Here is a 19416-nt window from a genome sequence, read left to right on the forward strand (position 1 = left end):
GTTACTTCAGTGATTTAAGCATGTTAAAATGCGGGCCTATTCCCGGCACTTCAAATTCATCAGATATGATTTCATATCCTTGTTTTTTATAAAACACCACAGCAGAGCTGCGTGCATTGCACCAAATATAAGAAGCATTTGCGGATGTGAGCTCTTGTGCAGCAAATTTTATTAGCGCGGCGCCATAGCCTTTACCAGCAAACTCAGGATTTGTAGCCATTCCACGTAATCTGAACCCAGATTCACCCTTTTCAGGATAATCTTCCGGAAAAAATGTAGCAATGGAGATCAGCTGATCTTCAACAAAACACCCCAGGTGGAAAATACCCGCTATTTCATCAGTAGGGAAAATGCATTGATCAGGAGCAAGACCATTTCTCAGCACCATACTTCTTAAAGGCAGCACCTCTTCCGCCAACACATATTTAATCATCATTTTGAGTTATTTTCTGAACAAGATCAACCAGCCTCGACGAGTAACCGGATTCATTATCATACCATCCAACTACCTTTACCAGGTCGCCCACGATAGAAGTTAAGCTCGCATCAAAGATACAGGAATGTGGATTATCTAAAATATCAACCGACACGATCGGGTCTTCCGTATACTCCAGAATATCTCTCAATTCATTTTCTGATGCCTTTTTAAATGCGGCATTGATTTCTTCAATGGTTGTAACTGATTTTAAGATACAGGTAAAGTCCGTTAGAGAGCCGTTTAAAACCGGCACGCGGATCCCTGCTCCACCGAGCCTGTTTTCGAGATGCGGAAAAATATTGGTAATTGCCTTAGCAGCACCCGTACTGGTCGGGATAATGGAGGCCGATGCCGCCCTTGCCCTTCTCAAATCCTTGTGCGGGGCGTCATGAAGGTTTTGATCACCTGTCATGGAATGGATTGTGGTAATGTATCCATCCAGAATGCCCCAGTGATCATCCAGGATCTTAACCATCGGTGCTACATTGTTTGTAGTACAGGAAGCATTGGAAAGAATGGGCGCCCGCAGATCAGTATCCTGATCATTTACACCGATCACAACCATAGGAATATCCTTATCTGCAGATGGAGCAGAAATGAGCACCTGTTTCGCACCAGCATTTAAATGGCGCTGAGCTCCGGCCCTTGTGGTAAATTTTCCGGTTGACTCTAAAACCAGGTCTATCCCTAAAAGACCCCAGGGTAATTCTTCAGGGTTAGATTTGGAATACACCAGGATCTTTTTTCCATTAATGATCAAACCATCACTTTCAAAGCTCACATCACCCTTAAAACCGCCGTGTACGGTATCATACTTAAAAAGGTGTGCCAGTGTAGCCGGGTCAGTAAGATCATTAATAGCAACAACATTTAAGTTTCTCTCAATTGCCGAACGTAAGAACACACGACCAATCCTGCCAAAACCATTTATCGCAATATTCATTCTGCTCATTTAATTTATGCGCGCAAAAATACCGATATTCTAATTAACATTCAGTACCCGCCACAACATAATTCCAATCCGTTTAAACAATTATGTACGCGGCCTCCGGATAAAGAATTGCCCTACTTTCCGAACCTTTTTAGACAGCACAACAAATACAGGAAAAGGCATTTTATGATACACAAGGATCCGGTAATCATGATATATAGCAGAAAGGACCTTACTCAAAGAACCATTACTAAGGCCGCCTGCCCGCATAACCACCATAAATTGATCTAAAAAAACAGCCTTTAACTTATTTTCATAAAAAACCCGTAAGATCAGGTCATAGTCTGAGCAGCTGCCAAAATCGAGTGAATAGTTGCCAAAATCCTCATAAACTGCTCTTTTAAGATATAAAGTTGGATGGGCAGGCATCCAGCCAAATCGGAACCTTAGGGCTTCAAAAGGCATTGACCGCCACTCGCGGGTTACTTTAAAAGGGTTATTCTTAGAAACAAAAGATAAATTGCCATACACACCATCACAATCCTGTAATTTAAAACAAGCCACAATGGATGAGATTACCCCTGTGTCTGCCAGGTAATCATCCGCATTCAGAACACCAATAATCTGACCGGTAGTCATCGCCAGCCCTTTATTCAAAGCATCGTAATAGCTGGTATCATTTTCCGACGTATGGTAAGCTATTTTACTGTTGTATTTATTGATGATCGTAATGGTCCCGTCAGTAGAGCCGCCATCAATGATAATGTATTCAATATTCTTGTAATCCTGCAAAAAAACAGAACTGATACAACATTCCAAACTGCTAAAACTGTTCAAAACAACCGTCACTATGCTTACTTTCATAAATATTTATATATTTGCTAAACAAGAATAAATAAAATATTATTAATTACTGTTATTTTTTAATAATAAATATTATGACTAATTATTTAAAATATTAATAAAAACAACAAGATTTTTAATGAAGAACTAAAATACTGACATACATCTAACCCCTAAATTATGTACCGCAACAACAGGATGTCTCCAGGAATTGAAGCCAATGAATTCCTTGAAATTAGCTATATCAAGACCATTAGGATGCTTTTAAGCAGATGGTACTGGATCGTTATTTCTACCTTGTTTGGCGCACTGGCCGGCACCATATATTTATACTTTAGTCAGCCAATATATTTAGCAGATGCATCTGTAAAATTCGATGAAAAGAAATCAGAGATTGCTGAATTGGTCAGCGTAAAGAATCTATTCGACAGGGCCAACCGGATCGAATCAGAAAAACTGGTGATCCGATCCAGAAATGTATTAACAAAAGCAATCGGCTCTTTAGATTGCGACGTGTCTTTCTTTACCAAAACACGTTTCAGATTAAAGGATCAATATCCCAATAAGCCGGTAAACATTCATATCATCTATAGAAACTGGCATAAAAACAGCAACCGATATTTCGAATTAAAACCTATCAGTACATTAAAATATGAACTGATCTATAAACTAAACAAGACAAAGATCCGTAAAATCTATAAATACGGACAAGTCATAAAGTTCCCCGATTTAAAATTTATTATAACTACAAAGGAAGAATATAAGCAGGAACCATTGATCATCCTGTTCAACGACCAGAGCCAGCTTATTGAAAAAATCAGTACCGCATTAAAAATAGATGACACCCCAAATACAAGCCTGCTTCATTTAAAAATTGCAGATGCCAATCCCAATTTTGCAGTTGATGTTATGAATGCCATTGTAACTGCCTATATGGATTTTGAGCGTGTTCAACGGTCAGCATCCGCATTAAAAACCATAGATTTCATCAACCCTTTGCTGCAGAACCTTTCCAATAAGGTTAAAAATTCAGCAAAAGATATTCAACAATTCAAGGAGCACAATCAGATCCTGAGCATCTCTGCCGCTGCAGCACATAACGAAAATCAACTTGCAGCACTGGAAAAGGAACAGCATGAGCTAAATATCCAAAATCAGTTTCTCCAATTTTTTAAGGAAGACCTCGCATTAAACCAACATCAGGACGAACTAAACTATAGCCTGCTTCAAAGTACAGACCCTCAATTAACTACATTAATAAATAAATACAATGAACTGGTCATTAGCAAGAAAGATGCTCTTAACCTTTATACACCTGCCTCTGTTTTTGTGAGGCAGATAGACAACAAGATTGACGCCTTTAAAACAGCCATCACCAATAACATCTCAGCAACATACTTCAGCAATAACAAAACGCACTTGTTATTAATTAAACAGTGCGACAGCATTCGGGAACAACGTTCTGGCATCCCTAAAAAAGAAGAGACACTAATCCATCTTCAATCTAAATTCGACATCAACCAAAAAGTATACAACTATCTTGCAGAGAAAAAACTCGAAGCTCAAATTTCTGCAGCTTCTGTTATTTCAGGAGCAACAATAATTGATCAGGCTGTATTTCCAATTGAGCCTATATCTCCAAATATAAATAACACATACACTGCATGTATTCTTTCTGGATTTATAGTTGGAATATCCGCGCTGTTTGCCGTACAAACTCTCAATCCATACATCTACACTAAAGAAGCCATTGAGCAGCTCACCGAGGTTCCAATCCTGGGTATCATACCGCAACTTAATAAAACAACTGCAAATCCCTTAGCGCGGTTAACATCTATCAACACCCAAAGATCATTATTCTCAGAATCAATTCGGTATTTGCGCAGTAACCTTCATTTTATCGCATCAGAAAAGGACCCAAAAATTGTATGCATTACCTCAGAAGTCTCCGGTGAAGGCAAATCCTTCATTTCTTATGCCCTCGCCTGTACATTAACATCAATTGATAAGCGTGTACTCCTGATTGCTGCAGATCTGCGAAAATCTAAACTGCATGAGCGATTAGGAATCAGCAATGAAAATGGATTTAGTAAATATCTTTCCGATCAAAACACATCAGAACAGATCATTTTCAAAACAGGCATTAAAAATTTAGACTTTATTCCTTCCGGCCCAATTCCGCCAAACCCTTCAGAGCTGCTGCAGAAAAATAGAACAGCAGATCTGTTATCCGAAATTAAATCCAGGTATGATTACATTATCCTGGATACTGCACCAATTGGATTGGTTAGCGATGCCAAACCGCTTCTAAAGCTAGCCAATGTAAACCTGTTTATTTTGCGCTGTGGATTTTCAAAAAAAGGAGCTGTCCACACCGCAGAACACCTCAGGAAAGAGTTAAACCTCTCTAATGTCGCCATTATCCTAAATAATTTCAAGGCCGATAATTTCCACAGTTATTTAAATAACCAAACCCGCAAACAGAATCAGCAATACTATACCGGCCAATCGAACCGGCCCAGTGCTAAAAACTATTTTGAATCATGATCCTGTTTCTTACCCTGGATAGTTTTAGCCATACCGGAGGCATTCAAAAAGTTGCCAGAACGTTATCCTATACATTGGGGAAGTTATCAAAGGCAGCGAATCGAAAAATTACCTACTATAACTTCTCTTTATATGATGATCAACCAGATAACAGGTACATAGCCCCATCTCAATTTAAAGGTTTTAAGGGAAATGTGTTTTGCTTTATCTTACAGACCATTATAAAGGGAGTATGCTGTAAAACTATTGTCGTCAACCACATTAACCTGCTTCCTTTAGCCTGTCTGATAAAAATAGTCAATTACCGGCTGCAAATCATATTGATTGCGCATGGCACTGAAGTATGGCGTGAACAGACTTTTTTGAAAAATGCCTGTTTACAGTCCCGCATTCAGATCTGGGCAGTTAGCAATTACACCAAAAATCTATTAAAAACGCAACATCGCATCAAAGCGAAAAGGATCTTCGTACTCCACAACTGCATTGATCCGTTCTTTGAAATCCCAAAAGCATTTAATAAGCCCGGCTATTTACTCAAAAAGTATGGCCTTTCAGCAGATCAACCCATACTGTTAACAATCTCCAGACTTAATCGATATGAAAATCAGAAAGGCTATGATAAGATTATCCAGCTTCTGCCCGAATTAATGAAACAATTTCCAAATCTGCATTACCTCCTTTGCGGAAAATCAGATCAACAGGAAGTACTCCGTTTAAAGAAACTGATTACAGAAAGAAAACTAGGCAAACACATTACATTAGTTGGCTTCATCCCTGAGAGCGTATTGAGCAATCACTATTTGCTGGCAGATGTATTCGTATTGCCAAGTCAGAAAGAAGGTTTTGGACTTGTTTTCATAGAAGCTGCACACTGTGGATGTCAAATTATATCAGGCAACTGCGATGGTAGTTATGAGGCCATGCTATATGGAGCACTTGGAACCACAGTGGATCCGAATAACATCAACGCAATCAAAAATGCACTCATCAAAAATCTCTCTGAGCAGGGATTTCCGGCGCAAAGATCAGGCAAACAAGATCCAGCGATACAAAAGTTAAAAATACAAAACACGGCCATACAAAATTTCAGCTATACGCAATACCGGCGAAAGATTGCTGCGCTCCTTGCAATTAAAACCACAAGACATGATTAAACTAGCAATCGTCTGTACGCATCCCATACAGTATTATGTACCCGTTTTTAAACTACTAGCACAGAAAACTGAAATAAAGGTCTTTTATACACGTGGTAAGGATGCCGTTTATGATAACGGTTTTCAGCAGTTTATTCATTGGGACATTCCTTTACTGGATGGATATGATCATGAGTTCCTCATCAATACCGCGCAACAGCCAAATTCAATACATTTCAATGGCATCAAAAACCCTGAAGCCATCGCATCCATTTTAAAATTTAACCCAGACCGGCTTTTAGTATACGGATGGGCACATCACAGCCACCTGCAGATCATCCGGCATTTTAATAGAAAATTGCCCATCCTGTTTCGTGGCGACTCAACCTTATTAAATTCCACCCCATTTGTAAAAAGGCTGGCAAAAAAGTATCTGCTCAACTGGATATACAAACAGATTGATATCGCTTTGTATACAGGCAGCCATAACAAGAAATATTACAACGCATACGGATTAAAAGAAAGGCAGCTGATCTTTTGTCCGCATGCCGTAGACAATGCCCGTTTCCATCAGCAAGGAAACTTGCCGGTCAGGGAGATCCTGAATGTACAGGAAACAGACCTGCTGATTGTCTTTGCAGGAAAATTAGAACCCATAAAGAACCCAAACCTATTGGCACAGGCTTTCCTGGAACTAAACCTCCCTCATACACACCTGTTATTTACGGGATCAGGAATTCTGGAAAAGGAATTAAAGACAAGGTGTTGCTCCAACAATAACATTCATTTTCTCCCTTTTCAAAATCAACAAAACATGCCTTCCATTTACCAGGCAGCAGACCTGTTTTGTCTGCCTTCAATAAAAGAATCCTGGGGATTGGCCATCAATGAAGCGATGGCAGCAGGAAAAGCAGTTCTTGTTTCAGACCAGGCCGGAGCCGCAATAGATCTTGTCCGGCAAACAAATGGAACCACCTTTAAAAGCGGCAGTAAATCCGACTTAAAACAAAAGCTTACTGAGCTCATGACCACCCGCAACGCATTAAGGCTACAAGGAGCGTCGTCATTAACGATCATTCAAAGCTGGAATTTCGAAACACAAGTAAAATCAATCCTCAATGCCTTATAATGATCAGACCACTATCAGCCATCGCTTTAAAACGGTTGTTCCATTTAAAACGATTATCCCGATTTACCTGCCCTTATTGCTATCCGTTCTGCTACAGCATAATCCTATACTTTCTTATTTAATTTCCTGGTCCGGGTCTTTCTTCATCTTCTACATTAGCCTATTCTCAAAGGTAAGGTTCATTAGCTGCGACGTGCCTTTAAAGGATCAAATCATGCGCCCGATCGCGTTAACCCAAATCATCTTTGCAGGCTTTATGTGCTGCACTTCTTTTTTTTATTTCATGGATCATTTGGGTTATGCATACTTAAGAGATCTGGATCCCTATTTCCAGTCCAACGCGCAAACCAGGCTGATTGCTAAATGTCAGCGGCTTGCGTTACTGGCACACGCAGCACTGGTAACCGGAATGATCCTGCAGATCAAACCTTTCCCAGCCGTTAAGTACCATTACAAAACCGATCAATTCTTACTGATCAAGCTGGGTATTGGCTTTTATTTAGCTGCACTTTTAATGAATATCACGACAGAATTTATTCAATTTAAATACACTTTAACCTCTCTTTCAATCAGCTGCAGTGCCTATATTTTTATTCATGGGCTGATCTACAAAAAAGCGTTGTCCGTAGTTTTTGGCTGTACAGCTTTTGGCATAAACTTTCTGAATACTACACTAACAGGCTATAAAGAAAGTATCATTATAAATTTAATTATTCTAATGGCCATTGCTTTCCCTTATTATAGAAAGACCATCCTGTTTCTTTTTATCCCCTGCATATATCTCGCAATCTATATCCTGCCAACCTTTACCATGGTCATCAGATCTCAGTCCTGGTTTGGAGGAAAAACAAATACCGTTGCCCGTGAGCAAGCCTATCAAACTTTTTTTGACGCACACAATGATGAACAAATTGCCGGCAACAACTGGGATTTTCTAACCAACCGGTTCAGCGAAACCGGAATGTTTACCAGTTATGTACGCCAGGTTCCGGATCAGCATCCATATTATGGACTGCATATTCTAGAAAACTCCATGTATGCATTGGTTCCAAAAGCATTCTGGAAAGAAAAACCAAGCACGGAGCAGATTGCCATGGAGCGGGTTTATCAATTGGGCATCGTAAACCGTGCATCCGCAGCCTCGGCAAAGACAAGGCCCGTTACAGACTGCTACCTAATGGCAGGGCCGATGGGTATATTCCTGGGCCTGCTTCTATATGGCATGGTTACACAATGGCTCTGTAATACAGCAGAAAGATTATTTGGAGGCTACCAAATGGGTTGCATAATCATTTTTAACAGCTTATTTCAACAACTATGGCGCGGCAATACGTCTGAATTTCTCATTAACACCATCTTTTATAGTTACGTATTGATGCAATTCCTGCACTTTATTTTAAGAAGGCTTAAAATACTTCAAACGGGTCATTTATGAAAACTGCAGATTTCTCATTCATCATTCTAACCTATAACGAAGAGCAGCATTTGCCGCGGTTATTGGATTCTATATTGACATTAAATGCCCCCGTTTACATCCTGGATTCAGGAAGCACAGATCAAACTCTGACAATATGCCAAAAAAACAAACTGCATACCCGGATTCATTCTTTTAAGAATCATCCCATGCAATGGGATTACGCATTAAAAAACTTCAAAATCGATACACCATGGATCATTGGACTGGATGCAGATCAAATCATCACACCAGAACTCCACCAGTTGCTTTATAACTTTAGAGACGATGCACATCATGGCATTAACGGGATCTATTTTAACCGTAAAAACTACTTTAAGGGTAAATGGATTAAACACGGCGGCTTCTATCCAAAATACCAGCTTAAAATGTTTAGAAGCGGAATTGGATATTCAGATCAAAATGAAAACATGGACCATCGCTTCCAAGTTCCCGGAAAAACAATAATCTGGAAGAACGGACACCTGATTGAGGAAAACCTAAAAGACAACACCATCAGCTTCTGGATTGAAAAACACAATAAATACAGCTCACTGCTTGCTGAAGAAGAAATTGAGCGCAAAGCGCAAAGAAAGCGTAAAGCGCGTAGTGAACGTGGAGAGCATGGAGAGCGTGGAGAACATACAGAAAGTCCGAGTTTTAAAGTTATAAGACCCAAACTTTGGGGTATGCCAAATGAGCACAATGCCTGGCTTAAACGATTATGGTGGAATTCTCCAAAGTACATTCGCGTATTCCTCTATTTTACGCACCGGATGATTTTTCAATTGGGAATCTTAGACGGCAAAACTGGTATCATCTATCATTTTCTGCAAGGGTTCTGGTTTAGGCTGATTGTAGACATCAAGATCGATGAAATGCAGGCAAAGCAAGCAAATGCCAGGGATAAGAATCATCCGCTGAAATTCCTGACATCCTTTCTACTGTTATTCGCCCTGCTACACAGTTTTAATATTGCTTTTATTGGCGTTACCACTCCCGGAGGCATCTACATCGCTATGCTTGACCAACATTTCAATTACATCCGTTACTGGAGAGATCTTTATGTCAGCTCAACGGCACTCGTCTTAAAACACTTAAATTATATAGTAACAGAAAACAGCCAGGGCCTCCGTGTAAAAGACCACTCAGGTTTCAGGCTCATTTATTCCTGCCTTGGCTATGGGTTAATGAGTTTTTTTTCAGCTTTTGTACTGGCCTTTCCTAAACCCCTGTACAAAAAACTTATTTTCTTAATTCTTGGGTTAATCAGTATACAGGTGTTAAATACTACAAGAATGGTCCTGATTGCCATTTATTATCATCCAAAATATGTATTGCCATATATCGATCACCATCATCTTTTTAATGGCCTGCTATATCTTCTGATGGGGATCATGATCTATCGATGGATTAATTTCAAGCCCATTCTAAGAAAACATCAAAAATCACCCCGATAGCCTGTGTTTTGAATTATCTTGGTATAAAAGATAAAATTTCGAACTAAATAGTATAACTTTCGGGGTTTAATTTTAAAAATCTATGGCTACATCCCGAAAGGCTGCGTTGAGTTTTATTTTCATCACCTTACTTCTTGATGTTGTTGGAATAGGATTGATCATTCCAATTTTCCCTCAATTAATTGAACAACTGATAGGCGGCAACATCAGTCAGGCTTCCAAATGGAGTGGCTGGCTAACCTTTGCTTATGCGGTAATGCAGTTTGTTTGTGCGCCAATCATGGGTAACCTGAGCGACCGGTATGGCCGCAGGCCTATATTGCTCCTGTCATTATTTGGTTTCGGGATAGATTACCTGTTTTTAGCCGTGGCACCAACCATTTGGTGGTTATTTATAGGGCGTATCATTGCTGGTGTTTTCGGTGCCAGCTTCACTACAGCTACAGCATATATTGCAGACATCAGCACCAATGAAAACCGGGCACAAAATTTTGGAATGATCGGGGCGGCTTTCGGATTAGGCTTTGTAATAGGCCCTGCACTTGGCGGCTTGCTGGGAGAATTGGGTCCGCGCATTCCTTTTGTTGCCGCAGCCGGATTAACACTTATCAATGTATTGTATGGATATTTCGTTCTTCCAGAATCTTTAGATAAAGAACACCGCCGCAAATTTGAATGGAAAAGGGCAAACCCACTGGGTTCATTACTGCAGCTTAAAAAATATAAGGGTTTAGGGGGATTGGTCTTCTCGTTGGTGTTTGTTTATATCGCCAGCCATGCCGTTCAAAGTACCTGGACATTTATTAATATAGAACGTTTTAACTGGAGCCCATTTACTATAGGAATTTCATTAACAACCGTAGGCCTGCTCATTGCGGGGGTACAAGGCGGATTAATCCGTTTCATCAATCCGCGCTTGGGTGATGAGAAAAGTATCTATATGGGACTGGGTATGTATGCATTCGGACTCCTGCTATTTTCTTTTGCATCAGAAAGCTGGATGATGTTCGCATTCCTGGTTCCCTACTGCATGGGTGGAATTGCCGGACCTGCATTACAGTCCATCATGTCAGGAAATGTGCCTCAAAATGAACAAGGTGAATTACAGGGTGCTTTAACCAGCCTCATGAGTGCCACATCTATCATTGGCCCTTTATTGATGACTTATCTGTTCGCGTGGTTTACAAGGCCTGGTGCTGCAATAAAATTCTCCGGCGCACCATTCTTTGCCGGTGCAATACTGATGCTGATCAGTGCCCTGCTTGCTTACAGGACCATGAAAAGAGAATCTTTTTTAAACCGAAAAGACGTTGAGAACGTTGAGAGCGTTGAGAACTTTGAGAATGCTGAAAACTTCGCAAACGACAATATCTCTGAGAACGTGGAGAACGTCGATAACATTAAGAGCGTTAAGAGTTAATTGCAGTCCAAAGCATATCTTTTAATTCTACCAGGTTCTTTTGAGCTACTGAAGAGATGAAGATGGCAGGAATATTAGCAGGAAGCTCTTTTTTCATTTCAGCAACCAACTCTTCATCCAGCATGTCAGATTTGGTAATGGCCAGTAAATGCGGCTTCTGCATCAGTTCAGAGTTGTAATCCTGAAGCTCAGCTTTTAAAATTTCATACTCTTGTTGTATCGATCTTTCTGTATCCGCAGGAACCATAAAAAGCAAAACAGAATTACGTTCAATGTGTCTTAAGAATCGAAATCCAAGACCCTTTCCTTTAGATGCACCTTCTATAATCCCTGGAATATCGGCCATTACAAAAGACTTGCTGTCACGATAAGAAACAATCCCCAGATTAGGGACTAAGGTGGTAAAAGGATAGTCAGCAATTTCAGGTTTTGCAGCAGACAGCACGGACAGCAATGTTGATTTACCTGCATTTGGAAAACCAACAAGGCCTACATCAGCAAGAACTTTGAGCTCAAGCACCATCCATTCTTCTTTACCGGCTTCACCCGGCTGGGCAAAACGTGGTGTTTGAAGGGTTGGTGTTTTAAAATGCCAGTTACCCAATCCGCCACGACCGCCGGCCGTTAAGATCTTTGTTTCCCCGTCCTGTGTAATTTCAAAAATAACTTCTCCGGTTTCCGCATCCTTGGCAATGGTACCCAGGGGAACATCGAGAATTTCATCTTTACCAGATTTACCGGTAGATGTACCACTTGAACCTGGTAAGCCATCAGGAGCAATGATGTGTTTACGGTATTTTAAATGAAGCAGCGTCCAGAACTGGGAGTTACCACGAAGGATAATGTGTCCGCCCCTTCCGCCATCACCACCATCAGGACCACCTGTGGAGGTACGTATGTCACGGTGCAAATGTGCAGAGCCAGAACCTCCTTTTCCGGAGCGGCAGCATATTTTAACATAATCTACAAAATTCGAACCTTGTGACATACTCTTTATTTTTTTATAAATAAAAATAGCGGGAAGAACTTAGCTCTGTCCCGCTATCTATACCATTTAATGATTAATATTGATCAACTACAGCGCATAGTTCAGCAAAGATGTCATCGATCTTACCAATGCCATTTACTTTACTTAATTTATTTTTTGCTTCGTAGTAAGGCAAAACATGAACTGTTTTGTTAAAATATTCTTCTATACGTTTTTGAAGCTTATCAGCCTGGTCATCAACACGACCCGTTTCCAGCTGACGCTGAGCGATCCGCTTAGTCAGTTCTTCCTGATCTACATCCAGTGCAATTACACCAGCTATAGAAGTACCTTTACTTATTAAAAACTCATCCAGTGCCTCAGCCTGAGGTACTGTTCTTGGAAAACCGTCAAATATAAAACCTTTAGCATCAGGGTTCTTATCCACTTCTTCTTCCAGCATGGCGATGGTAATTTCATCCGGAACCAATTGTCCTTCAGCAATTAACGCACTTACACGCTGTCCTAATGGTGACTGATCTTTAATGTGGGCCCTAAAAAGGTCGCCTGTAGATATATGGATCAATTGATATTGACTGATCAATTTTTCTGATTGGGTGCCTTTGCCTGCACCCGGTGGGCCAAAGAGAACAAAATTAAGCATTTGGGTTGTCTTTAAATCAAAGCCTTCCTGCCGCAGCAGCAAATCTTTTCGTTGTTTAAGTCTTTTCAGATATCATCCCAGAGGGTTGAAACTCGTCTTCAAAACCATTCAATTAATTACTTTTTGCTATTTCAAATTGATCAGGCATGAATTAAACCAAACCATATCTAAATCCTTTAAAGCGTGCAAATATATAATTATTTAAATTAAATATGGGGTTAAGGCTTTAACTTTATCCGTTGGTGCCGGTGCGTGGTTTATCTGCTCCATCTTTTGGAGAATCAAAATAGGCGCCGTCTTTCCAATTCCTGTTTACTTCAAACCATTCCAGTAAGCAACCCATGAAACCCAACTTACTTTATGCGCAAAATCTTTGTCTACCGTAGGGTAGTGACCATCCAACACAATACTAAGCGGCTTCTAATTTAATATCTAAAGCTTTGGTTTCGCCATAATCTATTTTCTGCATTTTTAAATTATAAAACCAAGTTTTATGAAAATTTATTTTAATTATTTTTTACTCCCCTAAAAAATAATAGCATGCCCCGCATATACACTATTCGAAATGCCCAGCTTATCGTCAGAAATAAAAGAAATATAAGTTTGCAGTTCATAACCTTTGAAAGATGAGGGTAGCTCCATTACATCACTGCCTTCATTTCTGCGGGCACCACTAAGGGTGTAATAAGAACTCTTTAATGCAGGTACATAGACCAGCAACATGGCTCGGGTCCATTGCTGATCAAACCTATTGCGGTCATCAACATCCCAGCTAAACTTTAACCCGTTTTCTACCGCTGCTACTCCCGGGTTTTCCGCAGCGGGAAGATCTCCTTCAGTTAGCCTTACTTTGGGATAATCGATAGTCTGATCCGGGTACGTTCCATTAATACTGTTTCGAATCTGGTATGATTTTGCCGCATTATTTGCGGTACGGGATAAACCCTTTACCGCCTGGTCAAAGCCCAGTGCAACAAATGGCGTCATGCTGTTGATCATCTCATTTGCAATAATAAGCTTTTGACATACGCCCAGTTGCTTTGGTGAAAGAGGGACTGTCCGTTTTTTCTTGCATAGTTTAACAAATGCTTCGCCATTCCTGATAAAACATTCAACTGGTCCTAGTTTACCCGATACCCCTCCAAGAATTCCATTTCTAATTCGTGCCATAATTTCAAGTTTAATGATTAATTAAAACACAACACACTGACAACTAATTTGTTTCGATCTAAATTCTACCATAAAGAAAACATATTTCTTCTTGTAGCCAAGGTATAAGTACACAATCATTGGGTTTTTCCGCCCAATGTCCGAAGACTCTCCAAAGATTCTCCGGAAATAAGGCGCTCACTTATACTTTCCTTATAAGAAACTTCCCGCCATCAGATAATTCATAATTAGTTAACAAATGAGATTCATATGTTAATTCAATGGAATTTCAGTGCAGTATAAGTCACCAAAAGCCACCAAAAAATCCCCGGGCAAACACCCGGGGATCCAACATTCATAACCAACGCTAACTTAATCTATTTATTAGAAAAGCTGCACCAGCTACTATACTTGCCTGATGCAGCTGCATATAAATTTACTGTGGATTTTGAGGCAAATTATCCAGAATGACCTCCCGCTGCGGGATTTGTAAAAGGATCTTATTTAGCGTAAGCATATAAGCTCCGGATGGATATTGGGCCGGTGCCTTCGCAATTTCACGTTGTCCGTGAGCATTCATCACCTCTACTGCTTTTCCGGTACGTACTAAGTCAAACCAACGGTGATTTTCAAATGCCAGTTCAACCTTACGCTCCTGATAAACTGCCTCACGAAACGCATCCTGAGAAGCTACATTTAATGCCGGCACCGGATTCCCGAATGTTTTAGCCGGGATACCGCCTCGTCTGCGAATCTCATTCAACAAGTTAAATGCCTCCCCATTTGGAACAAAGCCCTGTTCGTTTAAACATTCCGCAATCATCAGCATCACATCCGCATAACGGATCACCGGAAAATTAACATTCGTTTGTCCCGGCTGCACAAACCCCTGGTTGTATTTCTTGATGTAAGGAACCGCAACAAAACCCGTTGATCCGGTAAATCCTTCTGCTAAAGAAACATCTTTACGCACATCACCCGCTTCATAAGAAGCAATCAGATCGGTGGTAGGTGTATTCCAGCCGCTGGTAAAGCTTAAGTTTGTTCCCGGATCCTGCGTTACTGCAGTGCCAGAATTAAACGGTGCAAACTGGTACATAAAGTTGCTCGACAGATTGGTACCCGCTGTTGAATAGTACTGAATTTCGAATACAGACTCTACATTGTTCTTATTCGATGTTAAAAATATACTGGCATAGGTTGGCATCAGGCTATATCCGGTAACTTTTCTCAAAGCGGTCAAAGCATCACCAAACTTTTTCTGTGTCATATACACTTCACCCAATAATGCGTTTGCAGAACCTTTTGAAACCCTGCCTTTATCAGCCGCCGCATAGGCACTTACTTCAGGTAAATTCGTTGCTGCTTCGTTTAGGTCTTCAATAATCTGAGTATAAACAGCCTCAACCGTAGCCCTTCCTTTTGAAGGTGCATCACCCGGCGCTTTGGTTACATCAAGACGAAGCGGAACACCACCAAACTGCCTAACCAGGTTAAAATAATGAAATGCACGGAGAAACTTAACTTCGCCAATGGCCTGTGCTTTTCCGGCGTCCGACATTGGAATAGCGCCTACATGATCCAGCACATCATTACACCTGAAAATAGAGGTATAACTATCTCTCCAAAAATCCTGCAGCAATGTATTTGCAGAGTTTGCAATGAACTGATCAACTTGCTCCCTGTTTTCCTGTCCGCGTTGTGGCGCATTGTATTGAAAAGTGGTATTGTCAGAACGCATTTCACCAAATAGCCAGAAGCTAAAGGTTCCCATCCCACGAAGTGAGCTGTATGCGCCGGTAACACCCTGCTTCAGGTCAGATTCCGTTTTCCAGAAATTAACGTTCGTTAAGCTCGACTCCGGACTTTGGTTTAAAAAATCTTTCTTACACCCTAAAAACGAACAGGCTAAGATAGATAAGACTGTAAATATATATTTTGATTGAGTTTTCATAGTATCTAATTCTTTAATTAAAAGGTCATGTTAATTCCTGCAGTAATGATTCTTGGCAGTGGGTAAGCAGTAAAGTCGCGTCCTGGAGTAAGTGCAGAGAAACCATCATTCGTTCCTGCCTCAGGATTTGCACCACTATATTTAGTGAACGTAGCAAGGTTCTGCACACTGGCATAAACCCTTAAACCTTTGATCACGTTAGAGGAAGTGATGAATTTCTGCTTAAAATTATATCCCAATGAAACATTTTGAATGCGAAGAAAACTGGCATCTTCAATCCAAAGCGAACTTACTTCACGATACAATGTTCTGCCGCCTACTGTGGTTGGAGCCAATCCATTACCCGGGTTTGAAGCAGACCGCCATCTGTCCAATACTTTACGGTCAACATTAAATACACCATCTGTATTGGTCAGAAATTCATTACCGGTTTTCATGATCTGACCACCTTGTGAGCCAACAACCAACACATTGAGATCAAAGTTTTTATAACCGAAGGTATTGGTAAACCCGTACGTAAAATCTGCCTGGGCATTACCGATCACATCAAAATCTTTAACCGCTTCTATGATCCTATTACCATCAATGTCTTTATACCTTACAGAACCAACAACAGACGAACCGTCTTTAGGCTGGGTATTCAATTCTTCCTGACTGCGGTAAAGGCCGTCAAATACAAATCCAAAGAACTGACCAATTGGCTTTCCTACTTCAGTTTTATGGGTAGAATATCCGCCACCGCTCCGGCCGCTATAAATTGGGGCATTGTTATTACCAGGATTTAGTTCTAACACCACATTGCGGTTAATACTGATGTTTGCATTTGTATTCCATGTAAATTCTCCAGTTAAGTTTTTAGAACTTACACCCACTTCGAAACCCCTGTTTCTAACTTTACCCAGATTTATTGTAGAGTTAGAGAATCCGGATGCCGATGGCAGCTCAGCATTTAACAGCAATGAACTGGTAATGCGGTTATAATAATCTAATGTTAAACTTAACCGGGTATTCAATACCGACAGGTCAATACCTAAATCCAGCTCATCGGCCTTTTCCCAGGTTAGATTCTCATTGGCAATTGAACCTGAAACACGCCCGCTGGCCAGTCCGCCGCCAAAAGAATAGTTAGATGATCCGATACTCGATGCATACTGGTAATTTGGAATGTTAAAATTCCCCGTACGTCCATAACTTGCACGAACCTTCAGGTCGCTTAACCAGCTTACATTTTTAAGAAAATTTTCCTGAGAGGCTCTCCACGCAAAAGCACCGGAAGGGAACACACCATACCTGTTATTTGCACCAAAGCGGGATGAACCATCAGACCTAACCGTTGCGGTCAATAAATAACGATCTTTAAAAGTATAGTTAACCCTGGCCAGGTAAGAGATTAATGCCCATTTTTCAATTCCTGCTCCTGCACCGTTCAGTAAAGTTGATGCATTGATCGTTTCGATCAGGTTATCCGGATAATTGGTTGCGCCAAAATTGTACCCCTCGTATCTTTCTTCCTGTGCAGTATAACCAGCAACAGCATTGATGCGGTGATCTGTTCCAAAATTCTTATCGTAAGACAGCGTAATCTCAGACAACCAGTTGGAAGTCGTGTTCTGAGCAGTACTTGATGAAGGAATAGATGGATTGGGATTCGCATTCCCTGTTTCACCAATCACAAAGGATGGGCTAAATGAGAACGAACCATTGTTCGTATAATCGTAATTGAAGCTATATCTGGCTTTTAACGCATCAAATATTTTATACTCAGCAAACGCAGTTGCCAGGCCTCTGAAATACTTGGCTTCTGTACCTGCAAATTCGAGCGTATTTAGCGGGTTTCCAGCGCCGATAGCACCTGGAGAAGTAATAAAAACAGTTCTGTTTCCGGCAGCATCAGCAATTGGAACAATCGGACTTAACCATAGGGTACGTGTTAAAATATCACGCTGACCAGATTCAAATCCATTCCTGTTCTGAATCCCGCCGCTTGGTGCAACACTGATACCTAATTTTATTTTCTTGCTGATGTCCGATTCAATGTTGAAATTTAAGGAGTACCGTTTGTAATCGGTATAACGGATCGTTCCTTCCTGTTCCAGGCGACCGAAGGATGCAGAATATCTCGTATTCTCAGACCCGCCGCGAAGGCTAACATCAATATTATTCTGCATGGCTGTGCGCAGAACCGCATCGTACCAATCTGTACCGGCCCCATATTCGGATGGGTTTCTAAACTGAACCGGAATATCGGCATCAGTTGCGGTTAAACCTCTGGATGCAAAATCATCAATGATCATTTCCTTTCTGAACTGCGCATATTCCGTTCCATTAAGAACTTGAGGACGGCCCTTCTGAGGGATCTGCTGCGATCCGATGTAAGAATTTACACTCACTACCGGAGGGCCGGTCTTACCGCGTTTGGTGGTAATTACCACAACCCCGTTTGAACCTCTTGAACCATATATTGCGGTAGAGGAGGCATCCTTTAAAATGGTTACCGATTCTATATCATCCGGACTGATCACATTTAATGGATTATAAACCTGTCCGCCAGAATTTGATATGGCAAAACCATCCACCACAAAAAGCGGATTATTACCAGCGGTGATAGATCCGGTACCGCGGATCTTTACGTTTACCCCGCCACCTGGTGCTCCCGTTGGTGCGCTGATCTGAACCCCGGCAACCTGGCCAATTAATTTCTGATCAATAGAGCTAACCGGCAAATCTTTTACCTGCGCTGAAGAAACGCTGGATACGGAACCTGTCAGGTCTTTTCTTTGTGTAGTTCCATACCCAACAACGACAACTTCTTCCAGGTCGCTCGCTGAAACAGTCAGCTGAATGGCCGACAGATCTGCCGAAGCCGGAAGTTCCCTGGTTGTGAAGCCCTGATAGGTGATCACCAGAATGTCGCTTGAGGTTACATCCTTAATGGTAAATTTACCATCAGTATCCGTTATTGTTACCGCCTTACCCGTCTTGGCCCTAACGGTGGCTCCCGGTATCGGTTTATTCTCTGCATCCACTACCCTTCCGGATACATCAATCTTATTGTTCTTAATTAAAGTACCGCGGGGAACAGCCTTTTTGATGGCATTCGCAAAAGTCCCGGTAGGAGATAAAATAAGCATGGATGCTAAAAGACAGATCAACACCTTTAGAAATGACCCATCTTCTCTTACACGAAGTAGTAAGAGCGTACTTCTTTTGTAGTTACTTTTTTTCATATGCTGGTAGTTTTAAGTTTATATTTGGATTAATTTTAAGCTCATAAAACTGGGCTTTGCG

14 protein-coding genes are annotated in these 19416 nt (G+C 40.9%); 6 read left to right on the forward strand and 8 right to left on the reverse strand.

The annotated features are described in order from the left end of the window. Position 1 precedes the first annotated feature (1 nt). The 3 genes from ATK78_RS15290 to ATK78_RS15300 form a co-directional block, all read right to left on the reverse strand. On the reverse strand, positions 2-436 hold the full coding sequence (locus tag ATK78_RS15290) for a GNAT family N-acetyltransferase (RefSeq protein WP_243732546.1): 435 nt from the start codon (positions 434-436) through the stop codon (positions 2-4). Further along, positions 426-1421: a type I glyceraldehyde-3-phosphate dehydrogenase gene (gene gap / locus ATK78_RS15295; protein WP_133576980.1), complete on the reverse strand. Its 996-nt coding sequence runs from the start codon at positions 1419-1421 to the stop codon at positions 426-428. The genes ATK78_RS15290 and gap overlap by 11 nt, the downstream gene beginning before the upstream one ends. A gap of 90 nt (positions 1422-1511) precedes the next feature. Further along, positions 1512-2273, reverse strand: coding sequence for a glycosyltransferase family 2 protein (locus ATK78_RS15300; protein WP_133576981.1), 762 nt, complete (start codon positions 2271-2273; stop codon positions 1512-1514). Positions 2274-2432: 159 nt separating this feature from the next. Here ATK78_RS15300 and ATK78_RS15305 point away from each other — a divergent pair, with 159 nt between their 5' ends. From ATK78_RS15305 to ATK78_RS15330, 6 genes are all read left to right on the forward strand, one after another. Next, on the forward strand, positions 2433-4799 hold the full coding sequence (locus ATK78_RS15305) for a GumC family protein (protein WP_133576982.1): 2367 nt from the start codon (positions 2433-2435) through the stop codon (positions 4797-4799). After that, complete coding sequence (locus ATK78_RS15310) at positions 4796-5953, forward strand: glycosyltransferase family 4 protein (protein ID WP_133576983.1); 1158 nt, start codon at positions 4796-4798, stop codon at positions 5951-5953. Before ATK78_RS15305 ends, ATK78_RS15310 begins: the two co-directional genes overlap by 4 nt. After that, entirely contained in the window at positions 5946-7061 is a 1116-nt protein-coding gene (locus ATK78_RS15315) for a glycosyltransferase family 4 protein (protein ID WP_133576984.1), read from the forward strand. The genes ATK78_RS15310 and ATK78_RS15315 overlap by 8 nt, the downstream gene beginning before the upstream one ends. Beyond that, positions 7051-8496 carry an exosortase Y-associated Wzy-like protein gene (locus tag ATK78_RS15320; protein WP_133576985.1) on the forward strand — a complete coding sequence of 482 codons (1446 nt, stop codon included), beginning with the start codon at positions 7051-7053 and terminating at the stop codon, positions 8494-8496. The genes ATK78_RS15315 and ATK78_RS15320 overlap by 11 nt, the downstream gene beginning before the upstream one ends. Further along, positions 8493-9974: an exosortase Y gene (gene xrtY / locus ATK78_RS22785; RefSeq protein ID WP_166664895.1), complete on the forward strand. Its 1482-nt coding sequence runs from the start codon at positions 8493-8495 to the stop codon at positions 9972-9974. Before ATK78_RS15320 ends, xrtY begins: the two co-directional genes overlap by 4 nt. An 82-nt stretch (positions 9975-10056) precedes the next feature. Then, positions 10057-11394, forward strand: a complete 1338-nt coding sequence (locus ATK78_RS15330; protein WP_133576986.1) for a TCR/Tet family MFS transporter — start codon at positions 10057-10059, stop codon at positions 11392-11394. Here ATK78_RS15330 and obgE read toward each other — a convergent pair. From obgE to ATK78_RS15355, 5 genes are all read right to left on the reverse strand, one after another. Next, the gene (gene obgE / locus ATK78_RS15335; RefSeq protein ID WP_133576987.1) at positions 11384-12382 is read right to left on the reverse strand and encodes a GTPase ObgE; all 999 of its coding nucleotides are present in this window, start codon (positions 12380-12382) and stop codon (positions 11384-11386) included. The genes ATK78_RS15330 and obgE overlap by 11 nt on opposite strands. Before the next feature lie 73 nt (positions 12383-12455). Next, positions 12456-13025, reverse strand: coding sequence for an adenylate kinase (locus ATK78_RS15340; RefSeq protein WP_133576988.1), 570 nt, complete (start codon positions 13023-13025; stop codon positions 12456-12458). A 525-nt stretch (positions 13026-13550) separates the two neighbouring features. After that, positions 13551-14195 carry a DUF6266 family protein gene (locus ATK78_RS15345; protein ID WP_133576989.1) on the reverse strand — a complete coding sequence of 215 codons (645 nt, stop codon included), beginning with the start codon at positions 14193-14195 and terminating at the stop codon, positions 13551-13553. A gap of 415 nt (positions 14196-14610) precedes the next feature. Continuing rightward, entirely contained in the window at positions 14611-16128 is a 1518-nt protein-coding gene (locus ATK78_RS15350; RefSeq protein ID WP_133576990.1) for a RagB/SusD family nutrient uptake outer membrane protein, read from the reverse strand. Between the two features lie 17 nt (positions 16129-16145). Next, on the reverse strand, positions 16146-19355 hold the full coding sequence (locus ATK78_RS15355; RefSeq protein WP_133576991.1) for a SusC/RagA family TonB-linked outer membrane protein: 3210 nt from the start codon (positions 19353-19355) through the stop codon (positions 16146-16148). Between the last annotated feature and the right edge of the window lie 61 nt (positions 19356-19416).

Origin of the sequence: Pedobacter metabolipauper, from assembly GCF_004362715.1 — a bacterium.
In the GTDB taxonomy this organism is placed as follows: Bacteria; Bacteroidota; Bacteroidia; order Sphingobacteriales; family Sphingobacteriaceae; genus Pedobacter; species Pedobacter metabolipauper.